The 15,035-nt window shown below is 74.4% G+C and carries 9 protein-coding genes; 8 read left to right on the forward strand and 1 reads right to left on the reverse strand.

Features of this window, described 5'->3' with window-relative positions; all coding sequences use genetic code 11:
• The first annotated feature begins 65 nt into the window (after nt 1-65).
• The 6 genes from ACZ7LE_RS26700 (at nt 66) to ACZ7LE_RS26725 (ending at nt 7,235) form a co-directional block, all read left to right on the forward strand.
• Nucleotides 66-971: a hypothetical protein gene (locus ACZ7LE_RS26700; RefSeq protein WP_470406237.1), complete on the forward strand. Its 906-nt coding sequence runs from the start codon at nt 66-68 to the stop codon at nt 969-971.
• Nucleotides 968-2,716, forward strand: a complete 1,749-nt coding sequence (murJ, locus tag ACZ7LE_RS26705; RefSeq protein ID WP_470406238.1) for a murein biosynthesis integral membrane protein MurJ — start codon at nt 968-970, stop codon at nt 2,714-2,716. Before ACZ7LE_RS26700 ends, murJ begins: the two co-directional genes overlap by 4 nt.
• A gap of 127 nt (nt 2,717-2,843) precedes the next feature.
• On the forward strand, nt 2,844-4,520 hold the full coding sequence (locus tag ACZ7LE_RS26710; protein ID WP_470406239.1) for a CTP synthase: 1,677 nt from the start codon (nt 2,844-2,846) through the stop codon (nt 4,518-4,520).
• Nucleotides 4,521-4,557: 37 nt separating this feature from the next.
• Nucleotides 4,558-5,190 (forward strand): NUDIX domain-containing protein, encoded by a 633-nt coding sequence (locus ACZ7LE_RS26715; RefSeq protein ID WP_020012930.1) that lies wholly within the window; start codon nt 4,558-4,560, stop codon nt 5,188-5,190.
• Between the two features lie 221 nt (nt 5,191-5,411).
• On the forward strand, nt 5,412-6,176 hold the full coding sequence (locus ACZ7LE_RS26720; protein WP_470406240.1) for a DUF4230 domain-containing protein: 765 nt from the start codon (nt 5,412-5,414) through the stop codon (nt 6,174-6,176).
• Between the two features lie 75 nt (nt 6,177-6,251).
• On the forward strand, nt 6,252-7,235 hold the full coding sequence (locus tag ACZ7LE_RS26725; RefSeq protein WP_470406241.1) for a hypothetical protein: 984 nt from the start codon (nt 6,252-6,254) through the stop codon (nt 7,233-7,235).
• 75 nt (nt 7,236-7,310) lie between these two features.
• Here the strand turns inward: ACZ7LE_RS26725 and ACZ7LE_RS26730 are convergent, their stop codons facing one another.
• A complete protein-coding gene (locus ACZ7LE_RS26730) occupies nt 7,311-9,407 on the reverse strand; it encodes a glycoside hydrolase family 48 protein (RefSeq protein WP_470406242.1) in 2,097 nt (698 codons plus the stop codon).
• A gap of 198 nt (nt 9,408-9,605) precedes the next feature.
• Between ACZ7LE_RS26730 and ACZ7LE_RS26735 the strand changes: the two genes are divergently transcribed.
• Entirely contained in the window at nt 9,606-10,796 is a 1,191-nt protein-coding gene (locus tag ACZ7LE_RS26735; protein ID WP_470406243.1) for an FAD-dependent monooxygenase, read from the forward strand.
• A gap of 332 nt (nt 10,797-11,128) precedes the next feature.
• On the forward strand, nt 11,129-15,010 hold the full coding sequence (locus ACZ7LE_RS26740) for an AfsR/SARP family transcriptional regulator (RefSeq protein ID WP_470406244.1): 3,882 nt from the start codon (nt 11,129-11,131) through the stop codon (nt 15,008-15,010).
• The last annotated feature ends 25 nt before the right edge of the window (nt 15,011-15,035 follow it).

Raw genomic sequence — 15,035 nt, forward strand, 5'->3', positions numbered from 1 at the left:
GGCGACGAGCCGAGGCCGAACGGTACGAGCAGCGAAAAGACCGACACACAGACCGAGGGGTAGTCATGGGTGCAGGAAGGTTCATCGTCGCGGGCGTCGTGGCCGGGGTCGCGACGGCGTTCGCGCGCCGCAAGCTCGACGAGAAGGTCGCCGGGGGCGCCCTCGGCGGGGACGACACGTGGACGCGGACCAACCACCGCGGCGAGCCGATCAGCCTGCTGGAGGGCCCGGCGGTCACGGCCGGCCTGGTCGCCGGCGCCGCCGTCGGGGGCGGCGCGGCCCCGGGTGCCACGGCGTTCGCGACGGCCGCCGCGGGCGGGTTCGGCCTCTACGACGACCTCGCCGAGGACACCGCCACCCGCACGAAGGGCCTGCGCGGCCATCTCGGCGCGCTCAAGGAGGGCCGCCTGACCACGGGCGGCCTCAAGGTGCTCGGCATCTCCGGCTCCGCGCTGCTGGCGTCCGCCGTCGGCACGCCCCGCACGGCGCGCAGCGCGTTCGGCCACGTGGTCGACGTCGGCCTCAACGGCGCGCTGATCGGCGGCACCGCCAACCTGATCAACCTTTTCGACCTGCGCCCTGGCCGGGCCCTGAAGGCCGGCGTCGCGGCGAGCCTGCCGTTCGCCCTCGCCGGCACCGGCGCGGCGGGCGCCGTGCTGGGCGCCGCCGCGGCGGCGGCCCCCGGAGACCTGGGGGAGAAGGACATGCTGGGCGACGGCGGCGCCAACGCCCTCGGCGCGCTCGTCGGCAGCCAGGTCGCGTTCAACGCGCCCCGCGCGGTGCGGTGGGCGGCGCTCGCCGGCGTCGTCGGCCTCATGCTGGCGTCGGAGAAGGTGAGCTTCTCGAAGGTGATCGCCGAGAACGAGTGGCTGAACAAGGCCGACATGCTCGGCCGGCGCCCCTCGGCCGCGGTCGAGGAGTCGGTCGCCGAGCTCGCGCAGACCAAGCCTGTGGCCACCCCGGGCGCGTGAGCCGCACCCAGTCCCTGGCGGGCGCGGCGCTGCTCGTCACCGTCGTCACCCTCGCCAGCCGCCTGGTCGGCTTCGGCCGCTGGCTCGCGCAGGGCGCGTGGCTCGGGTCCGACGGCGTCGGGACGGTCTTCAACTCGGCGAACCAGCTGCCCAACCTGCTGTTCGAGGTCGCGGCCGGCGGCGCGCTCGCGGGCGCCGTCGTGCCGCTGCTCGCCGGGCCCCTGGCCCGGGCGGCGTTCACCGCCGACGGGACCGCGGCCTCCAAGGAGCAGGCCTCGCGGATCGCGTCGGCGCTGCTGGGCTGGACGCTGGTGGTCCTGGTGCCGCTGGCCGGGCTGACCGCACTTCTCGCGCGCCCGATCATCGGCCTGACCGGGCTGGACGACCCGGTGCAGGTGGACGTCGCCACGGCGTTCCTGCGGGTGTTCGCCGTACAGGTGCCGCTCTACGGGCTGGCCGTCGTGCTGGGCGGCATCCTCCAGGCGCACAAGCGGTTCTTCTGGCCGGCGTTCGCGCCGCTGGTCTCCAGCCTCGTCGTGATCGTGGTCTACGGTGTCTTCGCGCTGCTGGCCGACGGCGACCAGCAGGACGTCGCCGCGCTGTCGTCCCAGGCGCTGGTCTGGCTGGCGTGGGGCACCACGGTGGGCGTGCTGTTCCTGGCGCTGCCGCTGGTGGTACCCGTGTGGCGCACCGGCCTGCGGCTGCGCCCGACGCTGCGCTTCCCGTCCGGCGAGGGGCCGCGCGCCGCGCGTCTGGCGTTCGCCGGCGTGGGCGCGCTCGTGGCCCAGCAGCTCTCGGTGTTCCTGACGCTGCGCGCGGCCAACGCCGCCGGCGGTGACGGCACGCTCTCGGTCTACCTGTACGCCCAGCAGGTGTACCTGCTGCCGTACGCGGTGCTCGCGTTCCCGATCGCCACCAGTGCGTTCCCGCACTTCGCGGAGCATGCTTCCGCGGGCCGGCTCGGCGAGCTGCGCGGCCTGGTGGCGCGCACCACGCGGTCGCTCCTGCTCGTCACCGCCCTCGGCATGGCCGCCCTGATCGCCGCCGCCCCGTTCGTCGAGCAGGTCTTCGACCTCATCGTGCGGGGCGACGCCCCCGGCCTGGCTGCCGGGCTGATCACGATGGCGCCCGGGCTGATCGGGTTCGCGCTGATCCTGCACCTGTCGCGGGCGCTGTACGCCGTCGACCACGGGCGTGCCGCGGTGACCGCGACCGCGAGCGGGTGGGGCGTTGCGGCGGTCGGTGCCGCGCTCGTGCCGGTGCTGTTCGCGACGCGGACGCGGGAGTCGGTCTGCTTCGAGGACTCCACCGCCTGCGTCGACCTCGCGCTGCGGACCGACGTCATGGCGGCGCTGGGCGCCGTCGGCACGGCCGGCATGGTCGTGGCGGGGCTGGGGCTCCTCCTGGCGGTGCGGCGGCACCTGGGCGCGCCCGCGCTGGCCGGCGTCTGGCGGGCGCTGATCGTGGTCCTCGTGGGGGCCGCCGTCGGCGCCGCCGCCGGGCTCTGGCTGCCGTGGCGGCTCGGCCTGACCGCGACGTCGTACCTCTCGTCCTCGGAACCGGCGCTGAACGAGGTGCCGTTCGACGGCAGCGAGTTCGCCGCCGAGCTGGGCCTCGGGCTGGCCTTCGGGCTGCTGGCCGCGCTCGTCGCGCTGGCGGTGGCGGTGCTGCTCGACCGGGACCTGCGCGCCGCCGTCGGACCGCTGTTCAGGAAGCTGGGGAGGAAGTTCTCCCGGAAGGCCTGACTTAGCGAGCGCGAACGACGCAGCAGGGGCAGACTCGACCAAAACCGGTCGATAGTTCCCGCGCGGCGCGTGCGTGTGCTGGTCGTTACACCACCAGCACGCCGGACCTCGTTTAGGATGGAGTTCCGTGGTCGAACACCGAAGCAGTCTCCAGTCCCGTCAGCGGTCCGGCGCCTCCACGCCGACCAAGCACATCTTCGTCACCGGTGGTGTGGCGTCCTCTCTCGGCAAGGGTCTGACGGCGTCGTCACTCGGCCGCCTGCTCCGCTCCCGTGGCCTCAGCGTCACGATGCAGAAGCTGGATCCCTACCTCAACGTGGATCCCGGCACCATGAACCCGTTCCAGCACGGTGAGGTCTTCGTCACGGAGGACGGCGCCGAGACCGACCTGGACATCGGCCACTACGAGCGCTTCCTCGACGTCGAGCTCCCCGCCTCGTCCAACGTGACGACCGGCCAGGTGTACTCGCGCGTCATCGCCAAGGAGCGCCGCGGCGAGTACCTGGGCGACACCGTGCAGGTCATCCCGCACATCACCGACGAGATCAAGTTCCGGATGCGCGAGCAGGCGTCCGACGACGTCGACGTGATCATCACCGAGATCGGCGGCACCGTCGGCGACATCGAGTCGCAGCCCTTCCTCGAGTCCGCGCGCCAGGTGCGGCACGAGCTCGGCCGCGACAACGTGTTCTTCCTGCACGTCTCGCTGGTGCCGTACATCGGCCCGTCGGGTGAGCTGAAGACCAAGCCGACGCAGCACTCCGTGGCCGCGCTGCGCTCGATCGGCATCCAGCCGGACGCCATCGTGCTGCGCTCCGACCGCGTGGTGCCCGAGAGCATCAAGAACAAGATCGCGCTCATGTGCGACGTCGACAACGAGGCCGTGATCAACTGCGCCGACGCGCCCTCGATCTACGACATCCCGCGCGTCATCCACGCCGAGGGCCTGGACGCCTACGTGGTGCGCCGCCTGGGCATGCCGTTCCACGACGTCGACTGGGACGGCTGGAGCCGGCTCCTGGAGCGCGTGCACGAGCCCGAGCACAACGTCGAGGTCGCCCTGGTCGGCAAGTACATCGACCTGCCCGACGCCTACCTGTCCGTCACCGAGGCGCTGCGCGCCGGCGGCTTCGCGAACGACGCGAAGGTGGCGATCCGCTGGGTCGCCGCCGACGACTGCCAGACGCCGGAGGGGGCGCAGGCCTCGCTGGAGGGCGTCGACGCGGTGCTGGTGCCGGGCGGGTTCGGCGTGCGCGGCATCGACGGCAAGGTCGGGGCGCTGCGCTGGTCGCGCGAGAACCTGGTGCCGACCCTGGGCATCTGCCTGGGCCTGCAGTCGATGGTCATCGAGTACGCGCGCAACGTGCTGGGCTGGGCCGACGCGTCGTCCACCGAGTTCCACCCGACCAGCAGCCACCCCGTCGTGGCGACCATGGCCGAGCAGAAGTCGATCGTGGAGGGCGATGGCGACATGGGCGGCACCATGCGCCTGGGCGCCTACGAGGCGTCGCTCACCGCCGGATCCGTCGTGGCCAAGGCCTACGGCAGCGAGAAGGTGACCGAGCGCCACCGGCACCGGTACGAGGTGAACAACGCGTTCCGCGTCGAGCTGGAGGAGGCGGGCCTGCTGATCTCCGGCACGTCCCCCGACTCGTCGCTCGTGGAGTTCGTCGAGCTGCCCGCCGAGACGCACCCGTACTTCGTCTCCACGCAGGCGCACCCCGAGTTCAAGTCGCGCCCCACGCGGGCACACCCGCTGTTCGCGGGTCTGATCGCTGCGGCGCTCGAGAAGCAGTCCTCATGAAGCTGGGGATCGTCGGCAGGCGCGGCGGAGGGACAGCATGAGCAGCGACGAGGTCACGGACGTCATCGACCCCCGCCCCGCGCGGCGGCTCGACGTACCGTTCCAGGGGTTCGTGGTCGACATGGTCTCGGACGAGGTCGACCTCGGCGAGGCCGGCGGCATCGTCCGGCGCGAGTACGTCGACCACCCCGGCGCGGTCGTCGTCGTGGCGCTGACCGACGACGGCAACGTGCTGCTGCTGCGCCAGTACCGGCACCCGGTCGGCGCCTTCCTGTGGGAGGCGCCCGCCGGCCTGCTCGACCTGGACGGCGAGGACCCGCACGTCGCGGCGGCCCGCGAGCTGGCCGAGGAGGCGGACATGAACGCCGGCTCCTGGGACGTGCTGCTCGACCTGCTGCCCACGCCGGGCGGCAGCAACGAGGCCGTCCGCGTGTACCTGGCGCGCGACCTCACGCCCGTGCCCGACGACGAGCGGCACACGCGCGAGGCCGAGGAAGCCGACATGGTCGTGGTCCCGGTGCCGCTGGAGGAGGCCGCGGCGCTCGCACTCGCGGGCCGGCTGCACAACGCGGCGACGATCGCGGGCGTGCTGGCGGCGGCGATCGGCCGGGCCTCCGACTGGGAAACGCTGCGCCCGGTGGACTCCCCGTGGGAGTACCGCAAGAACTGAGGCTGACCTGAGGCAAAATTCAGGTCGCATGCGTTGCTGACTTCGGTCGGTTGCTTCGAGATCGGTCCGTCGACCGACCGATCTCGGGACAACCGACCGAAGTCGTTTCTGGCCTTGCCCTTGAAGGTGACGGGCTGGTGGGCGAGTGTCAGAGGTGGGGGCTAGCGTGGGAGACCTGGGTGGGAGATATGTCTGGTATCTCCCCGGGAAGGGGCGCTGCGATGACGGGCACCGAGGTACAGACCGAGCAGGTGGTCTCCAGGACCGAGCCGGCGCCGTTCGGCAGCGGCCCGACGCCGGGCGAGCCACGCCGCAGGATGCCCGCCGGGCTGGCGGGCGTGCTCGGGTTCGTGCTGGGCGCGGCACTGACCGCCGGCCTGGTCGCGGGCGCCGTCTCCGCGTTGCGCGACGACCTTCGTGACGCGATCTGGCGGACGCTGCTCGACGGGCTCAACCCGTTCACGACGGGCGAGGTCGACCGGTCGGAGACGCCGGTGCTGGTCAGCATGCACGACCTGGCGCGGTTCGTGGCGGCCGAGGCGCAGTACGAGGTGCTGGTCGACCTGGAGAACGACGTGAGGTACGTGCCGAGCTGGCTCGCGGGGGAGCGCATCGTGCTCGCCGTGAACGGCTCGGTCGACGCGTACGTGGACTTCCGGGACCTGGACGAGGACGCGATCGAGATCTCCGACGACGGCACGACGGTCACCGTCACGCTGCCCGAGCCCGAGCTCGCCGAGCCGCGCGTCGACCTCGACGCCAGCCGCGCCCTGACCGAGGACCGGGGGCTCGTCGACCGCGTGGGTGATCTCTTCGACGCCGACACCGACGCCCGGCAGGAGGCGCTCGCGACGGCCCAGGACCGGATCTCGGACGCCGCGGCGGGCTCCGACCTGGACGAACGGGCCCGGGCGAACACGACCGCGACCCTCGAGGCGATGTTGTCTCCGTTGGGGTACGACCAGGTCGTGGTCGAGTTCGGGTAAGTGTCCGGGTAAGTCGCGAAGGCCGCTTACCGGGCGTGTCATAACGGCGTCACCGGGCTGCGCTATTCTCCCCGCGTGACCAGCGAACCCGACATGCTTCCCAACGTTTCGTCCCTTCCGGCGTGGCTCGTTCCGTCCGTCTACCTCAACTGGTCCGAGGACTGGCTGGGCGAGGCGGTCGCCATCGCGAGCCGGAGCCACGAGCACCGCCTGCCCGGCGGCGCGGACGGCCCCCAGCGCGGCGACGTCGTCGTCACCGTCGTGGGCTCCGAGCCGGGCATCGTCGCCGCGGTCGAGCTCATGGGCGCCAGCCAGGGCGAGGACTGGGTCAGCGACGAGGTCTTCGGCCCGGACAAGCCCGTGGTCTGGGACGACCTCTTCAACGGCGCGGCCGCCTACGCGCGCTCGTCCGGCTGGCTGCCGCAGGAGCACGCCCGCCTGGTGCTCGACGGCATCGCCCACCAGTACAAGCACGGCGCCACCGGCACGCTCGACGCCGGCAACTGCGAGACCGACGAGCTGTCGCCCAACCTGCACGTGCTGCGCCTGCTGGGCCACAAGCAGGTCTCGGGCACGGACCTGCGCCGCGAGGAGCGCTGCGCGTCGTGCGAGCGGTTCGTCGACGTCATGCAGCTGCGCCCGCACGACGACGGCGCGCACACCGGCCAGACCGGCGAGCGCCCCCTGGCGGAGCTCATCGAGCAGACCTTCCTGGTGTGCGGCCCGTGCCACGCCCTGCTGCACCCGCACGCGGTGCTGTCGCAGCGCGCGCAGATGCGCCCCTCGTGCCCGTCGTGCGGTCAGCGCGGCGCCACCAAGCGCATCGTGTGGGGCCAGGCGATCCACGACAACATGAAGCTGGAGCCGGACGTCGTGTACGGCGGCTTCGACACCCCGGTGCCGACGCCGGACTGGTACTGCCCGGAGTGCTACGCGAACTTCTCGTCGGGCGCCGTGGCGCAGCGCGCCCTGGGCGACGTGCCCGACGCCGTCCCGGTGGGGGTCGGCGCCGTCGGCACCCCCGCGAACGGCGAGGACCTCTGGGTCCCCGAGGTCTGATCCTCGCACCCGCTTCACGTGTCAGACCCTCAGGTCACCCCGGTGACCTGAGGGTCTGACACGTTCGGGGGCCCGCTACTGCGCGCCCGCGCCCAGGAGGCGGTCGTACTCCGCCATGGCCGTCGCCACGGCGGTCTGCGCCCAGAACCGGTGGTACGTGAACTGCGGCACGTCGCCGCCGTCCAGGTACTCCTGCACCTCGCCGAACATGGGGTCGTCCTCGTAGAACGAGCGCAGGTCCAGGAACGAGACGCCGGACGTCGCCTGGTCGCCGTTCGGGTAGGTGCCGGTCCAGCCCTGCGGCACGTAGACGCCGTCGCCGCCGGACTGGTACTCGTCGTCGAACCGACCGAAGTCGGCGCGGGACTCGACGGTGGCGATGCCCTGCTCGTCGCTGTTCTGCTCCCACATCGCGTCGAGCAGCGCCTTGGCCGTGTCCGCGGCGGCCTGGTCGCCCGACGCCGCGGCGTAGTAGATCAGCGTGCGGGCGATGGCTCCGGCCACGCCGACGTCCTGCCCGTGCCCCGTCACCTCGACGTGCAGGCCCGTGTTGGCGCCCGGTGACGCCGGGTCCCACGTGTCCGGGGCCCCGGTCCAGGACAGCTCGGACGGCACCTGCCAGGAGTCGGCGGTCACCGTGATCTCGTCGAGCACCCAGGGCACCCACCTGTCGAGGATGTCCTGCGCCCGCTCGTCGCCCGTCTCGTGGTAGAGCTGGGCGATCCGCTCCACGCCCCAGCCCTGCATGCCGAACCACTGGTTCGACGGCGGGTCGTGGTAGACGGGGGCCTCGTCGTAGACCATGTCGTAGAACGTGGGCGCGCCGGCGGGGTGCGTGCCGTAGGCGCCGTCCACGCTGTTGGTCGCGCCGCCCGCGATGCCGCCCTCGGCCGACTGGAGCCACTGGAAGAACTCGATCTGGCGGTCCAGGCTCACGGCCCAGTCGTCCTGCGCGGTCGGGGAGGCGGGGACCAGGCCCGCGTCGGTGGACAGGGCGTAGGCCGCGAGCGGGTTCTGGTAGCCGAAGTGCGCGTGCGACGAGCCGATGCGCCAGGCCCAGGGGCCGCTGGTGTCCAGCGCCCCGCCCCACGCGTAGTACCAGGACAGCAGGTAGTGCGCCGAGCTGCGCCCGGAGCCCGCCTGGCAGCTCGTGGACTCGCAGCCGATCTCCTTGAAGTACTTGTCGAACAGCGAGTAGCGCAGGTAGTCGCCCATCCTGGACGCCTTCTCGACGGTGCCCGAGACCTCGGCCCCGGCACCCTGTTCGGTCGCGAACTGCTGGGCCCAGTAGGCGGCCTCGACGGCGCGGGCGTCGGCGTCCGGCGCGTTGGTGTACTTCCACTGGCGGGCGTAGCTCGTGTCCCCGGTGAACAGGTCCAGGTAGCCGTTCGGGCCGCCGTAGGAGAAGTCGTCGATGGCGGGCTGGGGGATGGTCTCCCAGACCGATTCCTGCGGGCCGCGCTGGAACGTGTTGATGTACGAGGAGCCCTCGTAGTCCGGCCCCAGCAGCTCGGAGGAGCCGGGGGCGGCGCCGAAGCCGTACACGTTGTCGACGTCGGCGAGCCAGTGCATGCCGTAGATCTCGTCCGTGCCGTAGGTCTGGCTCAGCTCGGCGCCGATCGGGTCCTGGCCCACCGCCACGCCCGAGTCGAGCCGGGCCGGGTAGGAGCTCGGGTGGTCGTGCTCGGGCGCGTAGGTGGCCGGGGAGCCCGGGTTGTACGCGCCGTTGGTCGGCTGGTTCTCGGTGGTGGGGATCATGTACGCCTCGAGCGTGTCCCAGGCGTGGTTGAACGGCTCCCAGTCGCCCGTGACCTGCCCGTACGACGTCTCCAGCCACAGCCAGAAGCTGTACGCCTCCGACGTCGTCTCGTGGCCGTAGTCCGGTGCCTCCACCAGGAGGGTCTCGGCCGAGTGGTACGGGATGCCCTGCGCCGAGAAGTAGCCGTTCGCCGGGTCGTGCAGCTTCGCGTACAGCGCGAGGAACCGGTCGGCGTACTCGCCGGCCGCGGCGCGGGGTGCGGCTTGCGGGGCAGCCTGCGGGGCGGCGCCGGGGGCACGGCCCGGGTCGGCGTCGAACGGGCCGGCGGTGGCGGGCAGCACCCCCAGGGCGCCCAGCGACAGTGCTGCCAGTGCTGCGGCGGCTAGGACTCTGCGCCTTCGTACTCTGTTCATGGCGGGGCCTCCGGGTGTGCGTGCGTGGTGTTCGCGTGCGGCGTCGGACGGCGCCCGCGGTGCGGGCGCACCCTCGACGGTCGACGCGCCCGCGTGCCGGGGCAACGGACTTAACTGATTCACACGGGGCGTGATACGAGAGACTGCGCGGGACCGGGTGGGTGCCCGGGCACAGGACCGGACGACCGGGGAGGACAGATGGGCAGGAGTGCGATCGTCGTCGGGGCGGGTATCGCCGGGCTGACGGCGGCCAACGCGCTGACACGGTGCGGGTGGGACGTGCGGGTGCTGGAGCGCTCGCCCGAGCCGCGCACCACCGGCGCGGGCATCGTGCTGCTCGCCAACGCACTGCGCGGCCTCGACGCCGCAGGGGTGGGCGACGCCGTGCGCGCCGTCGGGCAGCGGGCCTATCCCGGCACGCTGCGGGACGGCGCGGGGCGCGCCCTGGTACACGTCTCGGCGGAGCAGATCGCGGCGCGGCTCGGCACGGTGGCGATCGCCTTCCACCGGCCCCGGCTGCAGGAGGCGCTGCTCGCCGGGCTCGGCGACGTGGACGTCACCTACGGCGCGGCGGCAGCGGCCGTCGACCCGGGCGACGCCTCGCGGTCCGCCGTCGTCGCACTCGACCACGGCACCACGCTCGGCGCCGACCTCGTGGTCGCCGCCGACGGCGTCCGGTCGCGCCTGCGCGCCGCCGTCGCGCCGGACGCCGCGGAACCGGTCTACGTCGGGTCGACGACGTGGCTCGCCGTGCTCGACAACCCCGGGATCACCGAGATGTCCCAGACCTGGGGTCCGGGCGGCGAGGTGGGCCTGATCCCGCTCGGCGACGGGCGGCTGTACTGGTACGCCACGCAGGTGGGCCCGGCGGGACGGCCCACCGGGGACCCCGCCGTCGACCTGGCGGGCGCCCGCGCAGCGTTCGCCGGCTGGCACGACCCGATCCCGCAGGTCCTGGCGGCGACCACGCCCGAGCAGGTGCAGCAGCTCGACCTCTACGGCTTCCCGAGGCCGGTCCCGCGCCTGGTCCGCGGCCGGGTGGCCCTGGTCGGCGACGCCGCGCACGCCATGCCGCCGAACGTGGGCCAGGGCGGATGTCAGGGCATCGAGGACGCCGTGGTGCTGGCGGCGTCGGTGTCGGGTGGCGCGGGCGGCTCGAGCGGCGACTCCGTGGTCGACGGGCTCGTGGCCTACGACCGGGTGCGCCGGCCTCGGACCTCCGGCGTGCTGCGCGCGGCCTGGGCGAGCGCCCGGTTCGGCGAGCAGCTGGGCAACCCCGCGCTCGTCGGGCTGAGGAACGCGGCGCTGCGTGCACTTCCCGCCCGGGTCATGCTCGACGGCATGTTGCGGTTCGCGAGCTGGACCCCGCCGCCGCTGCCGGTGGGCTGACGCTGACGCTGGGACTGACGCTGGGGGTGACGCCGGGGCCGGGCCGTGCTGTCTGCTGTCGGCAGTTGGCTGAGTGCGGTCGGCAGCTTGCTGCGGGGGCGGCAATGAGCCGACAGTGGGCAGGCAGCGGTCGGCAGTCTGCATCGAGGTCGGCACAGGCCTGTGCCGACCTCGATGCAAACTGCCGACCTCGCAGGGGACTGCCGACCTCGCAGGGGACTGCCGACCTGGCACGGGGCTGCCGACCTCGCGCAGGGGGCTGCCGACCCGTCGCTGCCGGTCTCCGGTACGAGTACGGCGTCGGCCCAGGTGCAGCGCTTAGAGTGGCGCGCATGCAGCACGTCAACTCCGGCCCCCCGACCGGAGCACCCGGGGAGGACCCGGTGGTGGCGGTTCTCGGACCGGTGGCCGTGCTGTCCGACGCCGGCCCGGTCGCGCCGCGCGGCACCCGCGCCGCGGCCCTCGTGGTGCTGCTCGCGCTGGCCGCGCCCCGGACGGTCACGGTGTCGTCGCTGGTCGACGCACTGTGGGCGGACGACCTGCCGGCCAACCCGCGTGCGGCGCTCCAGAGCCTCGTCTCCCGGCTGCGCTCCCTGGGCCCGGCCACCGTGCGGTTCACGTCCGCGGGGTATGCGCTCGGCGGCCCAAGCGACCTGGACCGGGCGCGCGCGGCCGTGACGGAGGCGCGCGAGCTCCTCGGGTCGGCCCGTGTCGCGGGGCCGGACGGCGGTACGCCGCGCCGCCCGGCCGACACCGCTGGTGCGCTTCGCCGCGGTGCCGCTGATACGTCCGGCGGTGGCACGGCTGGTGTGCTCGGCAACACGGCCGGTATGCCCGGCGTGCCCGGCAACACGGCCGGCGTGTCCGGCGACACGGTCGGCGTGCCCGACGACGACGTGCGGCGGGCCGTCGCGGCGGCCGCCGTCGTGGACGCCGCACTCGCGCTCTGGCGCGGCGAACCGGGAGACGGGCTGGACGACGCGACACCCGGGCTCGCGCAGGAGCTGCGGGACACCGCCGGACGTCTGCGGGACGAGCTGACCACCCTGCGCCGTCGGGCCGCGGTGGCCGCGGGGGACGCCGCGACCGTGACCGTCCTCGGCAACGCGGCCCTGGCCGCCGACCCCCTGGACGAGGACGCGGCGCGCGACCTCATGACGGCGCTCGCGGCGACGGGGCGCCCCGACGAGGCGGTGCGTGTGTTCGGACGGCTGCGGCACGCCCTGGTCGCGGAGCTCGGCACGGACCCGGCGCCCGACCTCGTGGCGCTGCACGCGCGCATCGCCGAGGTCGCCGCCGGAGGTGCCGGAGGCGTGGCCCGGGGCGTCGCGGTGGTCGGCGGCACCCCGCCGTCCGACACCCCGCCGTCCGACACCCCGGACGGTCGCACCCCGCCCGGTGACGGCCCGGCCGCCGTCGCGGCGACCAGCACGCCTGCCGCCTCGCCCCGGCCCGGAGCCGGCCGGTTCGTGCGCGGGCTGCGCGCCGCCGCCACGCCGCTGATCGGGCGCGCGGACGACGTGCGCGCCGTCGTGGGCGAGCTGACCCGGCACCGGCTCGTGACGATCCTCGGCGCGGGCGGGCTCGGCAAGACCCGGCTGGCCCAGGAGGTGGCGCGCACGGTCGCGGAGGACCGGCCCGCGACGGCGTCGGGCCCGCTGGACGGGCTCTCGATCGCGGTCGCGGAGCTCGCGGGCGTGCGCACCGACGACGACGTGGCGCTCGCGATCGCCGACGGCCTCGGGGTGTCGGCGGTGGGTTCGGCGCGTCTGTCCGACCGGCTGCTCGCCGGCGACCTGCACGACCGCATCGTGGAGCGCGCCCGCACCGCCCGTACCCTGCTCGTGCTGGACAACTGCGAGCACGTGCCCGACGGCGCCGCCCGCTGGGCGGACGTCCTGCTCTCCGCCGCCCCCGGCCTGCGGATCCTGACCACGAGCCGCGCGCCCCTGCAGGTCGCCGCCGAGCAGGTGTACCCGCTGGCGCCGCTCGCCTCGGGCGGTGCGCCCGGCGGGGACGCAGCGGACGGTGCGGGCATGCCGGGCGACGGCGCGCGCGGGTCCGGGACCGGACGCGGCCCGGCCGTCGAGCTGTTCCGGCAGCGGGCGCTCGCGGCCCGGCCCGGGGCGCAGCTCCCCGACGCCGTCGTCGCCCGGCTCTGCGACCGGCTCGACGGGCTCCCGCTCGCGATCGAGCTGGCCGCCGCACGCGTGCGCACCCTGTCGGTCGAGGAGATCGAGCGGCACCTCGACGCCCGGTTCGCCCTGCTGCGCGGCGGGGACCGGACCGTGCCCGACCGGCACCGCACGCTCGAGGCCGTCATCGAGTGGAGCTGGAACCTGCTGGAGCCGTCGCAGCGCGAGCTGTGGCGTCGTGTCTGCGTGCTGCCCGACGGGCTGTCCGCCCACGCGGCCGCGGCTCTGGGCCGCCTCGACACGCACCCCGAGGGGACGGCCCCCGACGGGGTGGTCCCGCTCGACGTGCTCGACGACGTCGACGGGCTGGTGACGCAGTCCCTGCTCGTCGTCGAGGAGGACCCGGGGCTGCCGGGCACGGGTGGCCCCGGAGGAGCGCCCCGGCCCGCTCCGGTGCGGTACCGGATGCTGGAGACGGTCCGGGAGTTCGGCCTGCTGCGGCTCGCCGAGGCGGGTGAGGACGACGCCGTCCGCGACGCGCTGCTGAGCTGGGGCAAGGGCGTGGCGCGCTGGTGCACGTCCCGCCTCCTCGGCCCGGAGCAGGTGGCCGCCGTCGACCTGCTGCGGCGCGAGCACGAGAACCTGCTGTTCGCGATCCGGGAGGCGGCGCGCGCGGACCGGCCCGACGTCGTCGTCCACGGCTTCGTCGCGCTCGGCGGGGCATGGACCCTGCGGGGCGCGGAGGAGCGGGCGGCCGACCTGGCGCCCGCCGTCCTCGACGCCGTCACCGGGCGGACCGTCCCGGCTGCGGACGCGGACGTGACCGCGCTGGCCCTGGCCTACGCCGCGGCCACCACGGCGTTCTCCGGGATCACGGGCAACCTGCGGGCGCTGGCGCGGCTCCGGCGGGTGCTGCGCGACCACGGCGACGCGGTGGGCCCGCGGACCCGTGCGGTGGCGAGCATGCTGCTGGCGCCCGCGCCGGGGGCCGTCCTGGACCTGCGCGACTCGGACGACCCGCTCATCGCGTTTCTCGCCCACCTGGTCGCCTCGCAGGAGGCGGAGAACGCCGGACGCCTGGACGAGGCGCTCGAGGGCGCCGAGCGCGCCTACCACCTGGCCGCGGGCATCGGCGACGTGGCCAGTCGGGCCGGGGCCGCGATGTTCCTGGCCACCACGGCGTTCGGGGCCGGGGACACGCGGACCGCGAAGCACTGGTCGCGCGTCGCGCGGGAGGGCCTGACGGTGATCGGGGCCGACGGCGCGATGCGGCAGCTCGACTGGGTGGACCTCGGCACCGCCGTCGCGGACGGCGACCTGGCCGGAGCCGAACGGATCTGCGCGCGGGTGGAGCACGCCGGGCGGGACGCGGACCAGTCCGAGCGCGGAGGAGACGAGTCGCGCGCCGTGGTCCGGGCGGGCCGGGCCGAGATCGCCTGGGCGCGGGGCGACGTCGCCGGTGCGCTCGACCTGTACGAGCAGGCGGTGAACGTGTTCGCGGACCTGCCGGGCATCGCGGACGACGACGTGCCGCCCGGCGGCCCGGGCTCGCCCGCGACGCCCGCCGTCGGGCCGCCCCCGGCCGGGCGCGGGGACCCGTCGCCGGCGGCGCCGTGGGCGGTGATCGTGGGGTCCGCGTGGATCGTGCGGCTCGTCGACGCCGGGCAGGACGCGCGGGCGCGGCAGGTGGCCGACGTCGTCCGGCGTCGGGCCGTGCGGCTGTACCGGGAGTGGATGCGGCACGTGGCCGACCACCCGGTGCTCGGCACGGTGTGCCTCGCCGTGGGGGCGGTGGTCGCGGCCGGTCCGCGGCCCGACGCGGTCGACGGGCTGGAGCTGCTGGCCCTGGCCGAGGTGCTGGGCTCGCGGCAGGACTTCCTGGCGCTGCGGCGCGAGCCGGTCCTCGCCGCGGCAGCCGAACGGCACGAGGCCGAGGCGGTGGCGGCGGCGCGGGCGAGGATCGCGGCGATCCCCCGCGAGGACCTCGCGGAGCGCGCCCTGACAACCCTGGAGCACCTGCCGACGATGACGCCCGTCGCGGGCGAGCGGGTGCCGAACGTAGGGATCGTCGGCCCATGAGCGGTCATGAGCGACGATCCCTACG

This window comes from Promicromonospora sp. NPDC110617, from assembly GCF_055598465.1.

What these genes read in the sequence shown, in the direction of transcription:
- ACZ7LE_RS26715 (WP_020012930.1), top strand. Translation starts at nt 4,558, where the DNA reads ATGAGCAGCGACGAGGTCACGGACGTCATCGACCCCCGCCCCGCGCGG.
- ACZ7LE_RS26720 (WP_470406240.1), top strand. Translation starts at nt 5,412, where the DNA reads ATGACGGGCACCGAGGTACAGACCGAGCAGGTGGTCTCCAGGACCGAG.
- ACZ7LE_RS26700 (WP_470406237.1), top strand. Translation starts at nt 66, where the DNA reads ATGGGTGCAGGAAGGTTCATCGTCGCGGGCGTCGTGGCCGGGGTCGCG.
- ACZ7LE_RS26740 (WP_470406244.1), top strand. Translation starts at nt 11,129, where the DNA reads ATGCAGCACGTCAACTCCGGCCCCCCGACCGGAGCACCCGGGGAGGAC.
- ACZ7LE_RS26730 (WP_470406242.1), bottom strand. Translation starts at nt 9,407, where the DNA reads ATGAACAGAGTACGAAGGCGCAGAGTCCTAGCCGCCGCAGCACTGGCA.
- ACZ7LE_RS26735 (WP_470406243.1), top strand. Translation starts at nt 9,606, where the DNA reads ATGGGCAGGAGTGCGATCGTCGTCGGGGCGGGTATCGCCGGGCTGACG.